This is a genomic window from Streptomyces speibonae, from assembly GCF_984686075.1.
The window spans coordinates 6,235,978-6,255,547 of the sequence record NZ_OZ480260.1 but is presented as its reverse complement, the minus strand read 5'-3'; the positions used below and the strand labels follow the sequence as shown (position 1 = coordinate 6,255,547).

The window sequence follows — 19,570 nt, the reverse complement described above, 5'->3', positions numbered from 1 at the left end:
GTCTATGCGACGGCGGGCACCCGAAGAGCGGCCAGCACCGGCAGATGATCGGTGGCCGCCGCCAGATCGCGCTCACTCACCCCGGGCTGCTCCAGCGGCACCCCGCACCCCAGCACCTCGACGCCCTTGGTGACGAAGAGGGCGTCGATCCGCCGGTGCGGTTCGTCCCGGGTCCAGGTGTGCTCGCCGCCCCAGGGGGCCGCGGCCCAGCAGTCGGTGAGCGCTTCACCGAGCCGCCGGAAGGTACGCCCGCCCGGCCCCTCGTTCACGTCCCCGCCGGCGACGGCGTGCTCGACGCCCATGCCGGCGAGCCGGTCCAGCAGCATGCCGCCCTGCTCGTACCGCTCGTCGCTGCGCAGGGACAGATGACTGCTCACCACCCCGATCCGGGCCCCGCCGAACCGTACGACGGCGGTGGCGAGCCCGCGCCGGTGCTGCCCCGGGGTGAGCGGCAGCAGCACGTCCTCGGTCCGCTCCACGGTCGCCCGCAGCGAGCACAGCAGCGCGGGCCCGGCGGCGGTGGCACCCCCCGACAGGATCACCAGCCCGGACTCCGACGCCAGCCGGGCGAGCTTCTTGCGCCACCGGAAGAACCGCGGCGCCTCTTGCAGCAGGACGAGATCGGGCGCGCAGGCGCTGATCACCCGGGCGAGCGCGCCGGTGTCGTCCCGCATCGAACGGATGTTGTAACTCAGCACCCGAATCACGGCCGAACCATCGGCCTCGGTCCGGGAGCCGGGCAGTAACGGAGTCGTCCCCATGGAGATCAACATTACGCCGCCCCACCCCCGACACGTCAGTCAGCGCCACTCCCGCCGGAGGAATTCACGCCACGCGACCGGGGAGACGACGAACCGGGGACCGCCCTGTGTCTTGGAATCCCGCACATGCACCGCGCCGGGCGCATGCGCCACCTCCACACAGTTGCTGCTGTCTGTCTGTTGGTGTCCCTCTCGGACCCGCTTTGACATGCTCTCCCTCCTGAAGGAGGGAGATTCTGGCCTTCCGCCTGGTGCTGCGCCGCTACGCCGCACGGACTCCCGGTCGGATTCCACGGCTTCCTGCTTCGCTGCGCGGTGCCGGGACGTGTCCCGGTCTTACCTGCGCTCGACAGGCTGTCACGGCCAGTCCGGCCGCCTTGGCGACGTTGACCGCCGCGTTGATGTCCCGGTCCAGGACCGCCCCGCACGCACCGCAGGTCCACACACGGACGTGCAGGGGCTTGGGGCCGTCCTTTACGCCGCACTGCGAGCACACCTGGGAAGTCGGCTCGAAGCGGCCGATCCGGATGAAGGTGCGCCCGTACCGGGCGGCCTTGTACTCCAGCATGGTCACGAACGCCGACCATCCGGCGTCGTGGACGGACTTGGCCAGGCGCGTGCGCGCGAGTCCCTTCACCGCCAGGTCCTCCACCGCGACCGCTTGGTTCTCGCGGATCAGGCGCGTGGAGAGCTGGTGATGGAACTCGCGGCGCGCGTCGGCCACCCGCGCGTGAGCCCGGGCGACCTTCAGCCGGGCCTTGTTCCGGTTACTGGAGCCCTTCTCCTTGCGGGAGAGGGCACGCTGGGCCTTCTTCAGGCGCTTCTCGGCCCGGCGAAGGAAACGGGGGCTGTCAATCTTCGTGCCGTCGGAGAGGACCGCGAAGTGCCCGAGGCCGAGATCGATGCCCAGCCCGGGCGCGGCCTCCGGCAAGACTTCCTCCGGCCCGGTCTCCACGACGAACGAGGCGAAGTACCTGCCCGCGCTGTCCTTGACCACCGTCACCGTGGACGGCGTCGAGGGCAGCGTGCGCGACCACTTCACCTTCAGATCGCCGATCTTCGGCAGGCGCAGCTTCCCGCCGGTCGTGATCGACCAGCGGGCGTTGGCGGTGAACCGGACCGACTGCCGGGTGTCCTTGCGGGACTTGTACCGGGGCGCGCCCATACGGGGGCGCTTGCCCTTCAGGCCGTCGAAGAAGTTTCGGTACGCGGTGTCCAGGTCCCGCAGAGACTGCTGGAGGACGACCGCCGACACCTCGGCGAGCCAGGCCCGTTCCGGGGTCTTCTTCGCCTCGGTGATCAGCGCCTTGGACAGGTTCCCGGTCTTCGGGAACGGCAACCCCTGGCTGCGGGCGGTCTCCCGGGCGCGGAGCGCGTCGTTGTAGACCACCCGCACGCACCCAAACGCCCTCGCCAGCGCCGCGCGCTGACCGGCGCTCGGGTACAGGCGGAAGCTGTACCGAAGCTGCACGTACATCAGTGTACATAAAAGTCCTGGAGAGTACGCTTGAGAACATGACCGAGCAGTCCAACGAACTCTCCGTCGCCGACGCCCGGCGCAACTTCGCTGACGTCCTCAACGACGCCTCCGCGCGTGGCCGCATCACCTACATCACTTCCCGGGGGCGCCGCGTCGCGGCTGTTGTCCCATTGCCGGTGGCCGAAGCTGCTGAGCACGACGAAGACTGACCGGGGCTTTCAAGCCGGATACTGCGGCGCTCCGCGCCGCCACGACGGGATTGCCTTCACCTCCGCCCTGAAGGGCGTGAGCACTGGCCAAGATCCCGGTAGCTGCTCTAAACCAGTCCAGCTCGCTACGCGTCGTCATGGCCCTCCACGTACCCGAGGAAGTCGAGCCACGCAGACGCCGACGCCACGAACCGCGGTCCGTCCTGCGCCTTGGAATCGCGCACGTACATGGCAGCAGGCGCCTTCGCGACCTCCACGCAGTCATCTCCTTGAGATCCGCTGTAGCTGCTCTTGAACCAGTCCAGCTCGCTGTGGCTGCTCATAGCGCTCCTCGCATCTGGCGCAACAACTCCGCCGAGTCCGCCGGGGACAGGGCTTGTGAGCGCATCTTGGCATAGCGCATCTGCATCAGGCTGGTGTCTTTCGGGACAGAGATCAGCTGACCGGTCTGCTGCCCTTCCGAATACCCGAACCACTGATGTTCGGAAGTCTCCAGGAGGCGCATCGGCCCGTCCGTACCGGCGTGATACGGCTGCCGTAGCGGCATGATCTGCAGCTCCACGTTCCACATCTCGGTGGACGCGAGGAGGTGGTCGATCAGACCACGGGTGACGTCCTCACCGCCCGTGTGCCGGAGCAGTACCGACTCCTCGATGATGAAGCTGAACGCGATCGGTGGCCTGCGCCTGAGCAGTTCCTGGCGGGCCAGCCGGGCCGCGACCCGCTGCTCCAGTTGCTCCTCGCTCGGCGGGGGCGGCACGTTGAGCATCACGGCACGGGTGTACTCCTCGGTCTGGAGGAGTCCCGGCACCACCCGGCACTCGTACGTGCACAGGCCGACGGCTACCTCCTCCAGTTGGGCCCACTCCCGGAACCACACGGCGAGGCCGCGCTGCCGTCCGACGTGCCGGGCCATGGCCCGCAGGACCCCGAACGCGTCGAGTGTCTCCTCCGCCTGCTCGATGAAGGCGGAGGTCGGCATCCGCCGGCCCTGCTCGACCGAGGCGACGGATGCGTGCGAGTAGCTGAGCCGCTCGGCGAGCTGCTCCTGGGTCAGCAGGGCACGTTCGCGGAACGTCTTCAAAGCCGCCCCGAATGCCTTGAGACTGTCGGACGACTCAACCGTGCTGCCGTTCGCCATGACGTAACCCCCTTGCCGCGTTGCCGCACACCTTGCAGCCGTACAACGCGCGGACAGTCGGGCGGGGTTACGCGGCGACGGCCCTCACGGCCCGTACAAACCCCCGTGTACGAGTGGCTCTGTCGTCAGACGGCGACCACGTGCACGTCCGTGGGGGCGAGGGCCGCCAGGTAGGCGTGGATGTCTCCCGGGTCGGTGGTGAAGACGACGGCGCTGCCGTGCCGGGTCGCCGCCAGTGCCACCCAGGCGTCCACCGCGTCCGGCCGCTTCTTCGCAGGCAGGGTCGCTCGCCCCAGGGCGGTGCCGATACGCCGCCAGTCCACGATGTCCGGGGCCGTCGCACAGGCCAGACACTCCGGACGGCCCGCCTTCGTCTCACGCATGGGCGGTGCGGACGTACGAGCCTGGGGGACGGTGCAGTCCTTCAGTACCCCGGACAAGGCGTGCACCAAGGCCGGCTGCGGGCGCCACACCTGGGCGAGAACCGGGCCGAGCACCAGCGCCCGGTGCGGGAGTGTGCGGAGCCCTTCGTGGAGAGCCACCGCCTTCGCCTTACGGTCGGCGAGTGCGATGAGCATGCCGGTGTCGTAGACCGGTACCCGTGCACTCACGCGGCGTGGCCCGGGCGATGGCCCTGCCGGTCCCGGCCATGGGCGAGAGCGAGGGCCTCCTCGACCTCCCGGCGTTCCTGCTCCGTCAGTTGTGCGGCCGGTTGCGGGGTGGGTTCGTCAGGCCATACGTCCGCCGCCTGCTCCGCCTGAGAGATGACCGCGTCCACCTCGGCGAACTGCTCTTCTATGGCGTCGCTCTCGGCCATCTGCCTCGTCGCAGCGTGTACCAGGTACGCCGACACATCCATACCTGCCCGCTCCGCGTGCTGCCTGATGCGTTCGGCCTGGTCCTGCTCCAAGCTGATACTGATCCGTGTCTTGGCCACCCCACCACCATAATACGCGTATGACGCCACTGCCAGGCAGTCGTGCGCACGGAGAGCGGACCACTGCCAGGCAGTCGTGGGCACAGAGAGCGGGCCGCTGCGCAGCAGCCGACGACTGCGCCCGCCGTCCCAGAGAAGAACAGGGATGGCGGGCGCGATCGTTCGCGTCCAGAGGGTCACATGATGGGGTCCGGTTCGCGGGCCAGGTCGGCGGCGCCGACCAGGCCGGCCTTGTTGCCGAGCTGGGCGCCGAGGACGTCGGCGACCGGGCGCCAGTTGCCGCCGACCAGCCAGCGCTTGTAGGACTTGCGGATCGGGCCCAGGACCAGTTCGCCCTCCTCGGAGAGGCCGCCGCCGACGATGAAGGCGGAGGGGTCGAAGAGGGAGGCCAGGTCGGCGAGGCCGGCGCCGACCCAGCGGGCCAGCTCGCGGTAGGAGTCGACGGCCACCGGGTCGGCCTGGCGGGCGGCCATGGAGACGTGCTTGCCCTCGATACCGTCCGGGGTGCCGTCGCCCAGGGAGAGCAGGGTCTCCGCGTTCTCCGGGGTGGCGTTGGCGCGCTGCTTGGCGAAGCGGACCAGGGCGCGGCCGGAGGCGTACTGCTCCCAGCAGCCCTGCGAGCCGCAGCCGCACAGCAGCCCGTCCGGCACCATGCGGATGTGCCCGAACTCGGCCGCCACGCCGAAGTGCCCCCGGCGCAGCTTGTTGCCGATGATCACACCGCCGCCGAGGCCGGTGCCGAGCGTGATGCAGATGACGTTGCGGTGGCCTTTGCCCGCGCCGAACTTGTACTCGCCCCAGGCGGCGGCATTGGCGTCGTTCTCCACGACCACCGGGAGACCCACGCGGGCCTCGACCTTCTGCTTGAGCGGCTCGTTGCGCCAGTGGATGTTGGGGGCGAAGTAGACCTCGGAACGCTGACGGTTGACGTATCCGGCCGCGCCGATGCCCACGCCGACGATGTCGTGTCCGGCGCGTGCTCCTTCCACCGCGGAGGCGATGGCGTCCACGATCCCCTCGGGCGTGCCCGGGGTCGGCACCTTGTGGGTCGAGAGGATGTTTCCGTCCTCGTCGACCACTCCGGCCGCGATCTTGGTGCCGCCGATATCGACGCCGATGGTGAGTCCCATGAATCCCTCAGTTTCGGTCGAGCCCCGCTACCGCCAACGGTACCCGAGCCGCCGGGCCGAAAGGCCCGGTGTCCGCACGCTGGGCGGCCCCGCGAGGATCTTGGGACTCCGCCGGGACCCTGGAAGTCAGTCCAGGTCGATGTGCTCGCCGGGCGCGGTGCCCGGGTCGTCGCCCCGGTCCCGGCGCTCGTCCAGGTCGCGCGGATCGGTGTCGCGGGAGCCCGAGGTCCAGCGGCGCTCCTGGTCCTGCACGGCGGAGCGGTACGCGGCGAGGAGTTCGTTCCCGGCGGCGGCGAGGTGGTCGAAGACGTCCGGATTGCGTTCGATGACCGGCTCGACGGCCGCCTTGGCCTGCTGGACGACCTGCCGCACCACCTGCTGCGCGGCGGGTCCGGCGACGGCGCCCAGGAGCGGCGACTGCAGGCCGGAGAGCTTGTCGGCGACCGCGTCGACGAGCTTCTTCAGTTCCTCGGCGGCGGAGCCGGGCGGCGGGCCGTGCTGGGCGCGGCGGCGGGCCTTCTCCGCCTCCAGGTCCTCGGCGACGGCGGTCGCCCAGGCGTCGGCGTGGGTTTCAGGGGCGGGGCGGGTTTCGCTGTCGGCCGCCTGTGCGTCGTCCGCCGGCTTGTCGACGGTCTCGTCCCCGGCGTCTTCGGGCGGGGGGAGCTGTTCGCTCATGACGGACTCCTTCGACGGCGGTGGCCCCATCGACGTTACCCGAACGGCCGTCCCGGCTTCAGCGGGTACGCGGCCACAGTGCGGGATCCGGACGGAAGCGGATGCGCAGCTCGCCCTCGCGCAGCGCCGCGCCGTCGACCGTGCAGCGGCGCAGGGCGGAGGGCAGGGGGGCCGTGCGGCGGAACGGTCCGACGGTGACGATGATGTCGTCGCCGCGCCGTATCAGGTCGAGTTCGTCGCGGCGGGCGCCCGGGAGGGGGATGTGCCAGACGAGGACGCCGTCGTCGGCGAGGTGGTCGGTGACCGGCCAGTCCACCGTGCCGCTCACCGTGGGAACGCCGGGCACCGCGAGCCCGGCGAGGTCGTCCGTGCCGCGCGGGTCGCGGCCGAGGTGGGCGACCGGGTGGACGTCGTAGGACTCGCGCCACTCCTCCAGGATCTTGCGCTGCTGGGCGACGGGGGCGGCGAGCCAGCTGTCGCCGTCGCGCTCCGGCAGGACGCGGTTCGCGAGGAGCGTGTCGGTGCGCAGTCCGCGCAGGGCCAGTCCGAGGGTCGCGGTGCGGACGGCCTCGGCGCCGGCCGGGCCGGGCTCCGCGACCAGGCGTACGACGGTGTCGCGGTCGGCGAGGACGGCCTCGACGGCGGCGAGCTGCACGTCCAGGCGGGCCGCCGTCTCGTACAGCCGGTCGGCGGGCAGCGGGACGCCGGCGAGGCGGCCGAGCACGGGGCGCAGGGCGCGGGCCGCTTGGCGCTCGGGCGGGAGGAGACGGCGCAGGTAGCGGCGGAGTTCCTCGGGGAGGGCGAAGAGGGCGAGGGCGCGGGGGGTGGGTGGGAGGTCGACGACGACGAGGTCGGGGGGTGTGGTGTCGCCGGCGTCCGGGAGCGTTGCGTCGCGCAGGGCGCGGAGGGTGGCGAGTTCCTCGGCGCCGGGGAGGGGGCCGAACTCGTCGGGTTCGAGGCGGGAGGCGCCGAGGAGGTCCAGGGCGGGGGCGGCTCGGGTCTGGAGGGCGGCGAGGTCGTCGCGGAAGGCGGGGGCGGGGTCGATGTGGCGGAGGGTGAGGGTGGGTGGGGGGTTGTCGGCGAGGTCGCCCAGCACGGGGTGGACGGTGTGCGGGGGGTCGGTGGTGAGGAGGAGGGTGTGGGTGCCCTTGCGGGCTGCGGTCAGCGCGGTGGCGGCGGCGGTGGTGGTGCGGCCGCTGCCGCCGGGGCCCGTGACGAGGAGGGTGCGCATGGGGGTGAACGGTAACTGAGGCTGGGCGGGGATGGGTTCCGCTTACCCGCGCTTGCGGGGTGCCGCCTGCGCCCACCCGTGCCGCCCTGGGGGTACCTCCCAGGCCTTTAAGGCACTGGGGGAGGCACGACTGCCCGCAGCTACGGCGGCGTCGCTGCCCGCAGTTGCGTCCTACTTCGTTGATTCCACGCGCTTTTTCAGGCCGGCCAGGGCTCGGTCGATGATGACCTTTTCCGCCTTGCGCTTGATCATGCCGAGCATGGGGATCTTGACGTCGACGGTGAGGCGGTAGGTGACCTCCGTCGTGCCCGGGGCGGCCGGGGTGAGGACGTAGGAGCCGTCGAGGGAGCGGAGCATCTGGGACTTCACCAGGGTCCAGGAGACCTCGTGGCCCCCGGTCCAGGTGTACGCCAGGACCTGGTCGTCCTTGATCGCGCCCGCGTCCATGACGAGACGCACCTGCTCGGCGCGGCCCTCGGCGTCGGTCTTGAGGACTTCCGCCTCCTTCACCTCGCCCGTCCAGTCGGGATAGCGGGCGAAGTCGGCGATCACCCCCATGACGTCGGCCGGTGCCGCCTCGATCGTGATGCTCGAGCTGGTGTGTTCCGCCATCGCCGTGGCTCCTCCAGATGCGGGCCGGTAGTCGTCGTCGCCGTGCGGCGCACGCACGTGCAGCGGAAGGCTACCGTGCGCCGCACCTGCCGAACGCACCCGACCTGGGGCATCCGCACCCTTCCGGCCTCACCATTCGAGCGCCCAGGGCCGCCCGGTGCTCGCGAAGTGCCCCACGTTGACGCATTCGGTGGCGCCGATGCGCATGCGCCGCACCAGCGGCTGGTGGACGTGGCCGAACAGGGAGTACCGGGGCCGGGTGCGGCGGATCGCGTCCAGCAGGGCCCGGCTGCCGCGCTCGAAGCGGCGGGCGACGGTGTCGTAGACCAGGTCCGGCACCTCAGGGGGGATGTGCGTGCACAGCACGTCGACCTCGCCCACGGCCTCGATCTTCGCCGCGTACTCCTCGTCGCTGATCTCGTACGGCGTGCGCATCGGCGTGCGCAGGCCGCCGCCGACGAAGCCGAAGGTCCAGCCGCCGATCTCCACCCGCTGACCGTCCAGGACGGTGGTGCCGGGACCCGCGTACTCCGGCCACAGGGGCGGGATGTCGACGTTGCCGTAGGTGGCGTACGCAGGAGTGGGGAAGGCCGCGAACAGCTCGGCGTACTGTCTGCGCACCGCCTTCTCGATCGCGGCGGCCCGGTCCGTCTCGATGCCGGCCCAGAGCCGGCGCTGGAACTCGCGGGCCTCCTCGAAGCGGCGGGCGGTGCGCATCTCCACGATGCGGTCGGCGTTCTCGGTGCCGAACAGGTCGGGGAAGATACCGCGCGAGTGGTCGGCGTAGTCGAGGAAGAGCACCAGGTCGCCCAGGCAGATGAGGGCGTCGGCCCCCTCGCCGGCCCGTGCCAGGTCACGGGCGTTGCCGTGCACGTCGCTGACCACGTGCACGCGGTTCCGCCGGCTGCCGCCTGGTGTCGTTGCCATGGCGATCAAGGGTAAGCGTGTGCGGCCGACGTGAACAATGGCGGGCGGACCTGCGGTTACTGGCTCGTCGCTTCGGGGTTGGACTACTGTGCGCAATGAAACACCAACCTGTGTGACGCAGCGAACATCTGATGGGGACCCCCTGTCGTAGAGGCCATACCGACGGGTAACGTCCGGGCAGTCCAGTCGTGCTCGGGATTTCAACTTGTGAATTCGCGAGCACCCGCCCGAGCCTTGGACCGCACCGTCGCATCGCACAACGTCGTGGCGCCGGCGCCCTAAGAGGAGCAGCAGTCTTGCGCGAGTTCAGCCTTCCGGCCCTGTACGAGGTCCCCGCGGACGGCAATCTGACCGACATCGTCCGCAGAAACGCCGCGCAGCATCCCGATGTGGCCGTCATCGCCCGCAAGGTCGGCGGGACGTGGCAGGACGTGACGGCCACCACCTTCCTCACGGAGGTGCGGGCGGCCGCCAAGGGCATGATCGCCGCGGGCGTGCAGCCCGGCGACCGGGTGGCCCTGATGTCGCGGACCCGCTACGAGTGGACGCTGCTCGACTTCGCGATCTGGAGCGCCGGCGCGATCACCGTGCCCGTGTACGAGACCAGCTCGGCGGAGCAGGTGGCGTGGATCCTCGGCGACTCCGGGGCCAGTGCCTGCATCGTGGAGCTCGACACCCACGCGACGACCGTGGAGTCCGTACGCCACCGGCTGCCCGCGCTGAAGCACCTGTGGCAGATCGAGGCCGGCGGCCTCGAGGAACTGGGCCGGCTCGGGCAGGGCGTCACGGACGAGACGGTCGAGGAGCGCAGCTCGGTCGCGAAGGCGGACGACCCGGCGACCATCGTCTACACCTCCGGCACCACCGGCCGCCCCAAGGGCTGTGTGCTCACCCACCGCAGCTTCTTCGCCGAGTGCGGCAACATCGTGGAGCGGCTGCGTCCGCTGTTCCGCACCGGCGAGTGCTCGGTGCTGCTGTTCCTTCCGCTCGCCCACGTCTTCGGGCGGATGGTGCAGATCGCGCCGATGGTGGCGCCGATCAAGCTGGGCTGTGTGCCCGACATCAAGAACCTCACCGACGAGCTCGCCTCGTTCCGGCCGACGCTGATCCTCGGCGTGCCGCGGGTCTTCGAGAAGGTCTACAACTCGGCGCGGGCCAAGGCGCAGGCCGACGGCAAGGGCAAGATCTTCGACAAGGCGGCGGACACGGCGATCGCCTACAGCCAGGCGCTGGACACCCCGTCCGGGCCGTCGGTCGGCCTGAAGATCAAGCACAAGGTGTTCGACAAGCTGGTCTACAGCAAGCTGCGCGCCGTGCTGGGAGGACGCGGCGAGTACGCCATCTCGGGCGGCGCCCCGCTGGGCGAGCGGCTGGGCCACTTCTTCCGCGGCATCGGCTTCAGCGTGCTGGAGGGCTACGGCCTGACCGAGTCCTGCGCGGCCACCGCGTTCAACCCCTGGGACCGGCAGAAGATCGGCACGGTCGGCCAGCCGCTGCCCGGCTCCGTGGTGCGCATAGCGGACGACGGTGAGGTGCTGCTGCACGGCGAGCACCTGTTCAAGGAGTACTGGAACAACCCGGGCGCCACCGCCGAGGCGCTGGCCGACGGCTGGTTCCACACCGGGGACATCGGCACGCTGGACGAGGACGGCTATCTGCGGATCACCGGCCGGAAGAAGGAGATACTGGTGACGGCCGGCGGCAAGAACGTCGCCCCGGCGGTCATCGAGGACCGGATCCGTGCGCACGCGCTGGTGGCGGAGTGCATGGTGGTGGGCGACGGGCGGCCGTTCGTGGGCGCGCTGGTCACCCTCGACGAGGAGTTCCTCGGCCGGTGGGCCGACGAGCACGGGAAGCCCGCGGGGTCGACGGCGGCGTCGCTGAGCGAGGACCCGGATCTGCTCGCGGCGATCCAGTCGGCGATCGACGACGGGAACGCGGCGGTGTCGAAGGCGGAGTCGGTGCGGAAGTTCCGGATTCTTCCGGCACAGTTCACGGAGGAGTCGGGGCATCTGACTCCGTCGTTGAAGCTGAAGCGCAACGTTGTGGCGAAGGATTACGCGCACGAGATCGAGGCGATCTACGCGAAGTAGGCTCCGGGGCGTTCTTGGGGGGGGCTAATGGGGTGCCGGCTACGGTGCGGTGGCGAGTGCGGGTTGATTGTGGCTTGTCGCGCCCACGCGGCGGAGCCGCATAATGTCACAGCCCCGCGCCCCTAGGGGGCTGCCCCCCGGCCTAGTCTGCGGAGCAGCCGCTCTCAGAGGAGTTTCTTCAGTTCGTCCGCCAGTAGGTCCCAGCGCCATTTTTGTTCGATCCACTCTCGGCCGCGTTCGCCCATGCGTCGGCGGAGTTCCTCGTCGGCCAGGAGTGTGGTGACGCGGTCGGCCGTCTCGGTCGGGGAGTCGCCGGGGACGACCCAGCCGGTCTCGCCGTCGAGGACCGCGTCGGGGGCGCCTCCCGAGTCGCCTGCCACGACGGGCAGTCCGGTCGCGGATGCCTCCAGGTAGACGATGCCGAGGCCCTCGACGTCCAGGCCCCCGCGCCGGGTGCGGCACGGCATCGCGAAGACGTCACCGGCGCCGTAGTGGGCGGGCAGGTCGGACCAGGGGACCGAGCCGGTGAAGTGGACGGCCGCGGAGACACCGGTGTCGTGGGCGAGACGGCGCAGGTCCTTCTCGTAGGGGCCGCCGCCGACGATCAGGAGCACGGCGTCCGGCTGGGCGGCCAGGATCGCGGGCATGGCCCGGATCAGGGTGTCCTGGCCCTTGCGCGGCACCAGCCGCGAGACGCACACAACCACCGGGCGGTCGGTCAGCCCGAGGCGTGCCCGCACCTCGTCGCCGCCCGATCCGGGGTGGAAGGTCTTCTCGTCGACACCGGGCGGCAGTTGCACCATCCGCGCGGCGGCCTCCGGGGTGAGCGCCGAGGCGATCCGGGAGCGCGTGTACTCGCCGAGGTAGGTGATCGTGTCCGTGGACTCCCCGATCCGGCGCAGCAGTTGCCGCGCGGCGGGGAGCTGGGCCCAGCCGGCCTCGTGGCCGTGGGTGGTGGCCACGATCCGCCGCGCGCCCGCGCGGCGCAGGGCCGGTGCCATCAGGCCGAGCGGTGCCGCCGCCCCGAACCACACCGAGGTGCACCCGTGTTCGCGCAGCAGCCCGACGGCCCGCCGGGTGGCGGCCGGGGTGGGCAGCAGCATCGTCGTGCGGTCGCGTACGACGGTGAAGGGCTGCTCGGCGTCGAACGCGGCGGTCGCCTCGATGCCCTCCCGGGAGCGCTTCCAGGTGGAGGCGTAGACGACGAGGCGCTCGGGGTCGAGCCGCAGCGCCATGTTGTGCAGGAACGCCTGGATGCCGCCGGGCCGGGGCGGGAAGTCGTTGGTCACGATCAGGGTCTTGTGCATCGTCGCAGACCCTACCGAACGGTGCTTTCGCGGTACGCCACAGCGGTGCTCTGTGGCACGTACACCCGTGTCCGGGACATCATGGCCCCTCACGACAGCACACCGAACAGGCAGGGATCACGTGGAAACGACGGCCGCACGAGGGTCCCTGGCATGGCTCCTGGTCATCTGGGCGCTGACACGAACGGCACTGCTGCTGTGCGTGCTCAAGGTGATCGTCTTCCCGGGCCCCGACGTCACCAGCGACGTGTCGGTGATCTACCAGGGCTGGTACGACGTCCTGCGCACCGGAACGTTCCCGCAGGACGACGTGACCTGGCAGTACCCGCCCGCGGCGGCGCTGGCGATCCTCTCCCCCGGTCTGCTGCCGTTCCTGGAGTACACCACCGCGTTCTTCGTGCTGGCCTGCGCCGCCGACCTGATCGCGCTGGCGATGCTGCTGTACGCCGGGCGCGGTCCCGGGCGAGCGCGGCGCGGGGCCTGGGTGTGGGTGGCGGGCGTGCCGCTGCTCGGGCCGACGGTGTACGCGCGGTACGACGTGATGGTCACGGCGGTGGCGGTGGCCGGGCTGCTGGCGGCCGGGCGGCATCCGCGGGTGGCGGGGGCGCTGGTGGGGTTCGGGGCGCTGGTGAAGGTGTGGCCGGCGTTGATTCTGCTCGCGGTGCGGCGGCGCGGGGCGTGGGTGTCGGCGGCAGTGACGGGGGCCGGGGTGGCCGTGCTGTTCGCCGTGCTGATGCCGGGGGCGTTCGCGTTCCTCGGGTTCCAGCGGGACCGGGGGACGGAGGTGGAGTCGCTGGGGGCGCTGGTCTTCCACGTGGCGCGGCATCACGGCTGGGAGGGGCAGGTGCTGCTCAACTACGGCTCGGTGGAGTTCCTCGGGCCGTATGTGAGCTGGGTGAGCACGGGGGCGCTGTTCCTGACGGGGGCGGCGTTGGCGTGGCTGGTGCTGTGGCGGATGCTGGCGGGTCGTTTCGAGGCGCACACGGTCGCCGAGGCGGCGTTCGTGGGGGTGCTGATGTTCACGACCACGAGTCGGGTGATCAGCCCGCAGTACATGGTGTGGCTGGTGGGGGTGGGGGCGGTGTGTCTGTGCTTCCGTGGGAGCCGGATGGGGGTGCCGGTGGGGCTGGTGCTGGGGGCGTGTGCGGTGACGGTGCTGGAGTTTCCGGTGTGGTTCGGGCATGTGGTGGCGAGTGACGCGTTGGGGATCGGGCTGCTGGTGGTTCGGAACGGGTTGTTGGTAGGGGCGACGGTGGGGGCGGCTCGGGTGTTGTGGCGGTCGACCGTGCCGCGTCGGGGGGCGGTGGCTTCGGTGGCCGCGCCTGCGCGGGTAAAGGAGACTGCCGTGTCATCGTGAGCCGGGGGGTGTTCGCGCAGCCCGGCGCTTGCGGGGTGCCTCCCCCACTCTCGGCTCCTCCCCCACTCTCGGCTTCGCTCGAGCGGGAGGTACCCCCATGAGCGGGGGGACCCCCATCGCCCTGGGGGTACCTCCCAGGCCCTTGAGGCTCTGGGGGAGGCACGACTGCCCGCGGGTCGCGCAACCGGCCGCGGATCGCGGCGAGGGCCGCGGGGCGTCGGGAGGTCCGCGGGGCACCGGAAGGCCCGCAGGGCGCCGGAAGGCCCGCAGGGCGTCGGGACTAAGTCAGCGTTGTCTTGATGTAGTCGTGCCACTGGAGGGTGAAGGCTTCCGGGGTGGTGCCCAGGATGTGGGTCATGGCCGACTCGATCGCGCCGTCGCGGGTCTTGTGGGCGCCCACCGCGCGGTAGAACTCGCCGAGGCGCTGCTCGCCCCAGCGGTCGGCGATCATGCGGCAGGCCAGCCAGCCGCCCTCGTACGCGCGGGCGAGGCCGTCCGCGTCGCCCGAGAAGCCGAAGTCGTCGTCGGTGGGCAGGGCGTCCGGGATCTCGCCCTGGCTCACCGCGTGGGCGAGCTCCGGTGCGGCCTCGGCGGGCGTGCGGTCGCCGTCGCGGTAGCCGACCCAGTCGGCGAAGCCCTCGGACAGCCACAGCGGGGTCGCGGGTGAGGTGTGGGCGCGGGTGGCGACGTGGGTGGTCTCGTGGGTGAGGACGACCTGCCGGCCCGAGTCGCCGAGCAGCCCGAAGGCGTCCGGGTTGACGATGATCCGGTCCGCCGGCGTCCGTCCGTCCGCGGCGGTGGCGCCGGTGGTGACGGCGGCGATGCCCCGGTAGGAGGAGGCGGGCGAGCCCAGCAGGCCCGCCATGCCCTCCAGGGACTCCGGGACCATGACGAGGACCCGCCCGGTCCATTTGGGGCCCCAGGCGCCGGAGACGGCGGGCACCGCGTGGTCGGCCAGGGCGGCGTAGTCGCGCAGCTTGCCCTCCGGCTGGCCGACGCCCAGCACCAGGCTCCGTTCGCCCCGGACCGCCCGCGCCGGGCCCTGGTCCCACAGCTCCTGGCCGGATTTCCGGGCGGGGCGGTCGGAGTCGACGGACCAATGGCCGTCCCGGTCCCGGCTCAGGCTCAGGGAGCGGGCGGTGACGACCGGGGAGCGGTCGTAGCCCTCCACGCGGTAGCTGAGGTCGGCGGAGGCGGTGGCGCTGTCGCCGGTGCGGTCCAGGGAGGTGACACGGTAGGACCAGTCCGCGAGCGGGACCGCGCGCAGGCTGTCGAACCCGGCCCGGGTGCCGGTGCGGGCGTAGGCGGCGGCGTCCCGGTCGAGGACCGCCTCCGCGCGCCGGTCGAGGAGCGACTGCACCTCCGCGCGGGCGCCGTCGACGGCGCTGCCGCCGCCGCACGAGACCAGGGAGACCAGGAGCAGACACAGCGCGGCCCAGAGCGCTCCGGGTATCCGCCGTCGGCCTGCCACCTTTCCGAGGGTACGGGCGGACGGGCCGAACCGGTCAGACCCTGGTGACCGACGAGACGGGCATCATCCCGACCGGGTCGTAGCGCACGGGGGCGCCGGGGTGGGGCGCGTGGATCACCTGGCCGTTGCCCATGTACATCCCGACGTGGGAGGCGTCGGAGCGGTAGACGACCAGGTCGCCGGGGCGGGCCTCGGAGAGCGGGATCCGCCGGCCGGCGTACCGCTGGGCCTGGGAGGTGCGCGGCAGGGCGACACCGGCCTGCGCGTACGACCACTGGGTCAGTCCGGAGCAGTCGAAGCCGCCGGGGCCGTTGGCGCCCCACACGTAGGGCCTGCCGAGGGCGGAGCGGGCGGCGGCGACGGCGGCGGCCGCGCGGTCCGAGGCGGGGATGCCGGCCGGGCCGAGCAGGTCCGGGCGGTCGGAGCGGCCGGCCCGGTTCCAGGCGGCGCGTTCGGCGGCCGGGAGGGAGTTGAGCAGCCGGCGGGCCTCGGCGAGCTTGCGCTCGACGGTCCGCTTGTGGGCGGCGACGGCCTTGCGGCTCCTGTCCAGCGCCTCGAGCTTGCCTGCGGCCTCCGCGCGGTCCTGGGCGAGGGAGCGCAGGGCCGCCCGGAGCCGGCGGAGCTCGCCGGTCTGGTGGACGGTGATCCGGTCGAGGACGGAGGCCCGCTCCAGGTAGTCCTCGGGGTCGTCGGAGAGCAGCAGGGCGACGGCGGGTTCCAGGCCGCCGGAGCGGTACTGGACGCCGGCCAGCGTGCCCAGTGACTCCCGCATGCTGTTGACGTGGTGCTGTTTGCGGGCGATCCCGTCCTGGGCGGTGGCGATCTGCCGGCGCAGTGCGTCGGCGCGCTCGTCGGCCGCGTTGTACGCCTCGGTGGCCTTCTCGGCCTCCTGGTAGAGGCGGTCCACCTCGGCCCGGGTGTCGTCGTGCGGGGTCGCGGCGGCCGGGACGGCGCCGAGGGCGGTGGCGGCCGCGGACAGCAGGCCGAGGGCGACGACGGCGCTCCGGTCGGATCCGGAGGACGGTGCGGTACGGCGATGGGACCCCACGGGAAGCCGCGCTCCTTCCGCTGGCGGACAGGGAAACGCGGCAGACAGTAGCGTCGGCGGCGGCGAGGGTACCAACGGCCGGAGCGCGTACATACGGTGACGCCCCGCCTGTGACCTGCGTCGAAGGCGGGGCGGAGGGCGGATCGGCGCCGGTGCGATTCCCCCTAACGGGCGCACCGGGCCGGGGTGGAAAAGCCTAGACGCGGACGCCGAACATGAACGGGCCGCCGACGGTGCTCATCGACTCGTAGCGCACCACGGTGCCGGTGCGCGGCGCGTGGAGGATCTGGCCGTTGCCCGCGTAGAAGCCCACGTGGTGCAGGTCGTTGAACATGATGACCAGGTCGCCGACCTTGAGCTGGTCCACCGAGTAGATCCGGGTGCCGGCGTTGGCCTGGGCCTGGGAGGTGCGCGGCAGGGCGACACCGGCCTGCGCGTAGGCCCACTGGGTCAGTCCGGAGCAGTCGAAGGAGGACGGGCCGGTGGCGCCGTACACGTAGGGCGAGCCGAGCTTGCTCTGGGCGGCGGCGTAGGCCGCGGCGGCGCGTCCGGAACCGGCCGGGGCGTTGGAGGAGAGGGCCTCGCGCTCACTGTTGCGGGTGGCGCGGTTCTGATCCTCGGTGAGCTGCCTCTTCTCCTCGGCGGTGAGAGTGTTGAGCAGCTTCTGCGCCTCGGAGAGCTTGCCCTGGACTTCCTTCTTCTTCTTGCCCAGTTCGGTGCGGGTGGAGGAGAGGTCCTTGAGCTTCTCGGACGCCTCGGAGCGCTGCTGGGCGAGTTCGCGCTGCTTATCCTGGATCTTCTTCAGCGCGTCGACCTGCTGGGTGCTCAACTGGTCGAGCGTGGACGCCTTGTCGAGGTAGTCGTCCGGGTCGGCGGAGAGGAAGAGCTGCAGGGACGGGTCTATGCCGCCGCTGCGGTACTGGGCGCTGGCCATGGAGCCGAGGCCGTCGCGCAGGTCGTTGAGCTCCTTCTGACCCTTGGCGACGTTGTCCTGGATGGTGGAGATCTCCTTCTGGAGCTTCTCCTGCTTCTCCTTGGCGCCGTTGTACTTCTCGGTGGCCTGTTCCGCCTGCTCGTAGAGCTTGTCGACCTTGGCCTTGACCTCGTCCTTGCTCGGCTTCTCGCCGGGAGCGGCGTTGGCGGCCTGCGAGCTCATGACGACGGCAGCTGCGGCAGCGGTGGTGAGCACGGTCACGCGTGCACGGCTCGGCTGCTTGGGACGACGGTGGGACGCCACGGAGGCGAACTCCTTCTCGAAGAGTGATCGCGCGAGCGCGGGTTCGAAGGCAGACCCTAGTGATGTTCTTGTGATCAGTTCAAATCCCCGGACACAAAATCTTCGTTACAGCGGGTTTATTCGGCCTCAACTCACCTGCAGTGACGTCCGGCTGACGCTACGTTGCGTGACGGTTCCGTCAATTCGGGCATAGATCCGTTACGTTGCACGGGGGACGGATGTGAATCAGATACTAGGAAAGCCTCTTGAGGAGCACCGCCGACGCGACGGGGCGTGCGCCGGCGCGGGCGACCCCGTCGGCGACCTCCCGGTCGGTGGAGACGACGATGACGGGCCGTCCCGGCGGCTCCGCGCGCACCAGCTGGCGGATCAGCTCGTCGGCGGTGACGCCCGGCTTGGAGAACAGCACGCGCACGCCGCGCGGCGGCGCCAGCAGCACGGGGGCGGCCAGTTCGGCCCCGTCGAAGACGCAGGTGACCTCGGCGCCGGTCTGGGCGGCGAGCTGGGCGAGCTGGCCCAGCAGGCGCAGCCGCTGCTTCTCCAGGGGCATCTGGGGATAGCCGGTCTTGGTGACGTTGTAGCCGTCGACGACGAGATGGGCCTGCGGCAGCGCCAGCAGCTGGTTCAGGATGGCCGGGTCGTCCTCGGATAGCGCGCGGGCGGCGATGTCCTTGGGGGTCATGCGCCCCGGCTCCACGGCGTCCACGGTCTCGGCGGGGCGGACGGACACGGGAGGCAGCGCCAGCTCGCGCCGCAGGCCCTGGGCGGCGTCCAGCACGGTGTCCAGCAGCAGCCGTACCCGCATGTCCTCGACGCTGCGGCCCTCGCGCGCGGCCCGGCGCGCGGCCTCCAGCGCGGCCTCGGTCTCACCGAGCCGCGCCTTGAGCCGCCGGCTCTCGCTCTCGGCGGCCGACACCTGGGCGTGGCCCTCGGCGCGCACCGACTCCATCTCGCCCCGCAGCTTGCGCAGGGCGGCCTCGCCGCGCTTGATGTCGCTGTGCGCGGAGCGCAGCTTGCGGTGCAGCGACTCGGTCTCCTTCTTCGCGGCGTCCAGCTCGGCACGCAGCCGCTCGGTCTCGGACCGGGTGTGCTCGCGGGCCCGGGCGAGTTCGCCGCGCAGCCGCTCCAGCTCGGCGCGGGTCTCCTCGTCGGCGCGTTCGGCGTCGGCGCGCTGGGCCTCCTCGCCGGCGGCGGTCACCAGCTTGACCCAGCCGGGCGGGCGGAGCACATAGGCCGCGGCCGCCACGTCGAGCGGGTCCGCCGCCGGGGGCGGTGAGCCGGAGTCGAGGGCGCCGGTCAGTTCCGGCTGCGCTTCTCTGAGCTTCTCCCCGATGCGCTGCCGGAACAGCGGATCGGTCTCCAGCGCCGCCGCCATGGCGTTCCCGGCGAACTTGGCGCGGCGGTTGGGGGCGAACCGGGCGTACTGCCTCAGCTGGGTGGGCAGCTCGGCGACGGTGAGGCCGCCGAAGCCGTCGGCGACGATCTGGACGACCCGGCGGCGCACTCCGTCGGGCAGCGGACGGTCGAGCACCTCGGCGGCGCCGTCCTGCGGCCCCCCGCCCGTGGTCTCCACCATCCGTCACACCCCAATGCCTGTGCGCGGCCCCGCGTGGGGGCCGCCGTCAGCGGGGCCCGCTCCGCCTTCAGGAGCCGGCGCCCGGCCTGTCCACGAGTTCCACCTGGTCCACGGCGTTGCACCAGCGGCATCGCACCGACTCGATCGTCTCATCGAGCACCTTGCGCTCCTCGACCTTGGGCTCTCCGGCCAGGTCGAGGTGGACGTACTCGACGACCTTCGACGAGCGGGTCACGTCGAAGCGGGTGAGATTGCCGCAGAGGGAGCAGCGCCACCGCGTCGAGGCGGTCGGCAGAGGAACCGTCATCGTGGCTGTTCGCCTTCCTTCCAGTGTCCGTGACGCACCGACCGTCCGATGCGTGTGGCACGTAACCCTAC

Annotated in this window: 21 protein-coding genes; 3 read left to right on the top strand and 18 right to left on the bottom strand. The window is 71.5% G+C overall.

The features are described from left to right. Positions 1–2: 2 nt before the first annotated feature. The 3 genes from AC5L3C_RS28095 to AC5L3C_RS28085 are packed head-to-tail and all read right to left on the bottom strand — an operon-like array spanning position 3 to position 2,232. Complete coding sequence (locus AC5L3C_RS28095) at positions 3–761, bottom strand: endonuclease/exonuclease/phosphatase family protein (RefSeq protein WP_493651650.1); 759 nt, start codon at positions 759–761, stop codon at positions 3–5. Positions 762–800: 39 nt separating this feature from the next. After that, positions 801–971: a DUF397 domain-containing protein gene (locus tag AC5L3C_RS28090; RefSeq protein WP_493651648.1), complete on the bottom strand. Its 171-nt coding sequence runs from the start codon at positions 969–971 to the stop codon at positions 801–803. Between the two features lie 52 nt (positions 972–1,023). After that, the gene (locus AC5L3C_RS28085; protein ID WP_493651646.1) at positions 1,024–2,232 is read right to left on the bottom strand and encodes an RNA-guided endonuclease InsQ/TnpB family protein; all 1,209 of its coding nucleotides are present in this window, start codon (positions 2,230–2,232) and stop codon (positions 1,024–1,026) included. Positions 2,233–2,276: 44 nt separating this feature from the next. Between AC5L3C_RS28085 and AC5L3C_RS28080 the strand changes: the two genes are divergently transcribed. Next, entirely contained in the window at positions 2,277–2,450 is a 174-nt protein-coding gene (locus AC5L3C_RS28080) for a type II toxin-antitoxin system prevent-host-death family antitoxin (protein WP_493651645.1), read from the top strand. 125 nt (positions 2,451–2,575) lie between these two features. On the opposite strand, the gene AC5L3C_RS28075 is transcribed toward AC5L3C_RS28080, so the two are convergent. The 9 genes from AC5L3C_RS28075 to AC5L3C_RS28035 all read right to left on the bottom strand — a co-directional run bounded on the left by AC5L3C_RS28075 (position 2,576) and on the right by AC5L3C_RS28035 (position 9,103). Continuing rightward, positions 2,576–2,773 (bottom strand): DUF397 domain-containing protein, encoded by a 198-nt coding sequence (locus AC5L3C_RS28075; protein WP_493651644.1) that lies wholly within the window; start codon positions 2,771–2,773, stop codon positions 2,576–2,578. Beyond that, the gene (locus AC5L3C_RS28070; RefSeq protein WP_493651643.1) at positions 2,770–3,591 is read right to left on the bottom strand and encodes a helix-turn-helix domain-containing protein; all 822 of its coding nucleotides are present in this window, start codon (positions 3,589–3,591) and stop codon (positions 2,770–2,772) included. Before AC5L3C_RS28070 ends, AC5L3C_RS28075 begins: the two co-directional genes overlap by 4 nt. Before the next feature lie 125 nt (positions 3,592–3,716). Further along, positions 3,717–4,169, bottom strand: a complete 453-nt coding sequence (locus AC5L3C_RS28065; RefSeq protein ID WP_493651642.1) for a hypothetical protein — start codon at positions 4,167–4,169, stop codon at positions 3,717–3,719. Positions 4,170–4,198: 29 nt separating this feature from the next. Further along, on the bottom strand, positions 4,199–4,528 hold the full coding sequence (locus tag AC5L3C_RS28060) for a plasmid mobilization protein (protein WP_493651641.1): 330 nt from the start codon (positions 4,526–4,528) through the stop codon (positions 4,199–4,201). A 176-nt stretch (positions 4,529–4,704) separates the two neighbouring features. Next, positions 4,705–5,658, bottom strand: coding sequence for an ROK family glucokinase (locus AC5L3C_RS28055; protein ID WP_493651640.1), 954 nt, complete (start codon positions 5,656–5,658; stop codon positions 4,705–4,707). Positions 5,659–5,784: 126 nt separating this feature from the next. Beyond that, complete coding sequence (locus AC5L3C_RS28050) at positions 5,785–6,333, bottom strand: DUF5304 domain-containing protein (protein ID WP_493651639.1); 549 nt, start codon at positions 6,331–6,333, stop codon at positions 5,785–5,787. 58 nt (positions 6,334–6,391) lie between these two features. Continuing rightward, the gene (locus tag AC5L3C_RS28045; RefSeq protein ID WP_493651637.1) at positions 6,392–7,564 is read right to left on the bottom strand and encodes an ArsA family ATPase; all 1,173 of its coding nucleotides are present in this window, start codon (positions 7,562–7,564) and stop codon (positions 6,392–6,394) included. 171 nt (positions 7,565–7,735) lie between these two features. Then, complete coding sequence (locus AC5L3C_RS28040) at positions 7,736–8,176, bottom strand: SRPBCC family protein (protein WP_125506997.1); 441 nt, start codon at positions 8,174–8,176, stop codon at positions 7,736–7,738. Positions 8,177–8,305: 129 nt separating this feature from the next. Next, complete coding sequence (locus AC5L3C_RS28035; protein WP_493651636.1) at positions 8,306–9,103, bottom strand: metallophosphoesterase family protein; 798 nt, start codon at positions 9,101–9,103, stop codon at positions 8,306–8,308. Between the two features lie 296 nt (positions 9,104–9,399). Between AC5L3C_RS28035 and AC5L3C_RS28030 the strand changes: the two genes are divergently transcribed. Further along, positions 9,400–11,196 (top strand): AMP-dependent synthetase/ligase, encoded by a 1,797-nt coding sequence (locus AC5L3C_RS28030; protein WP_493651634.1) that lies wholly within the window; start codon positions 9,400–9,402, stop codon positions 11,194–11,196. 164 nt (positions 11,197–11,360) lie between these two features. On the opposite strand, the gene AC5L3C_RS28025 is transcribed toward AC5L3C_RS28030, so the two are convergent. Continuing rightward, entirely contained in the window at positions 11,361–12,503 is a 1,143-nt protein-coding gene (locus AC5L3C_RS28025) for a glycosyltransferase family 4 protein (RefSeq protein WP_493651633.1), read from the bottom strand. A gap of 121 nt (positions 12,504–12,624) precedes the next feature. Here AC5L3C_RS28025 and AC5L3C_RS28020 point away from each other — a divergent pair, with 121 nt between their 5' ends. Further along, entirely contained in the window at positions 12,625–13,860 is a 1,236-nt protein-coding gene (locus tag AC5L3C_RS28020; protein ID WP_493651632.1) for a glycosyltransferase 87 family protein, read from the top strand. Between the two features lie 280 nt (positions 13,861–14,140). Here AC5L3C_RS28020 and AC5L3C_RS28015 read toward each other — a convergent pair whose 3' ends face one another. From AC5L3C_RS28015 to AC5L3C_RS27995, 5 genes are all read right to left on the bottom strand, one after another. Next, positions 14,141–15,331: a hypothetical protein gene (locus tag AC5L3C_RS28015; protein ID WP_493651631.1), complete on the bottom strand. Its 1,191-nt coding sequence runs from the start codon at positions 15,329–15,331 to the stop codon at positions 14,141–14,143. Positions 15,332–15,365: 34 nt separating this feature from the next. Beyond that, a complete protein-coding gene (locus AC5L3C_RS28010; RefSeq protein ID WP_493651629.1) occupies positions 15,366–16,379 on the bottom strand; it encodes a C40 family peptidase in 1,014 nt (337 codons plus the stop codon). A 196-nt stretch (positions 16,380–16,575) separates the two neighbouring features. Then, on the bottom strand, positions 16,576–17,616 hold the full coding sequence (locus AC5L3C_RS28005; protein ID WP_493651628.1) for a C40 family peptidase: 1,041 nt from the start codon (positions 17,614–17,616) through the stop codon (positions 16,576–16,578). Positions 17,617–17,848: 232 nt separating this feature from the next. Beyond that, the gene (locus AC5L3C_RS28000) at positions 17,849–19,192 is read right to left on the bottom strand and encodes an NYN domain-containing protein (RefSeq protein ID WP_493651627.1); all 1,344 of its coding nucleotides are present in this window, start codon (positions 19,190–19,192) and stop codon (positions 17,849–17,851) included. Between the two features lie 67 nt (positions 19,193–19,259). Further along, on the bottom strand, positions 19,260–19,499 hold the full coding sequence (locus AC5L3C_RS27995) for a hypothetical protein (protein ID WP_125506978.1): 240 nt from the start codon (positions 19,497–19,499) through the stop codon (positions 19,260–19,262). Positions 19,500–19,570 lie beyond the last annotated feature (71 nt).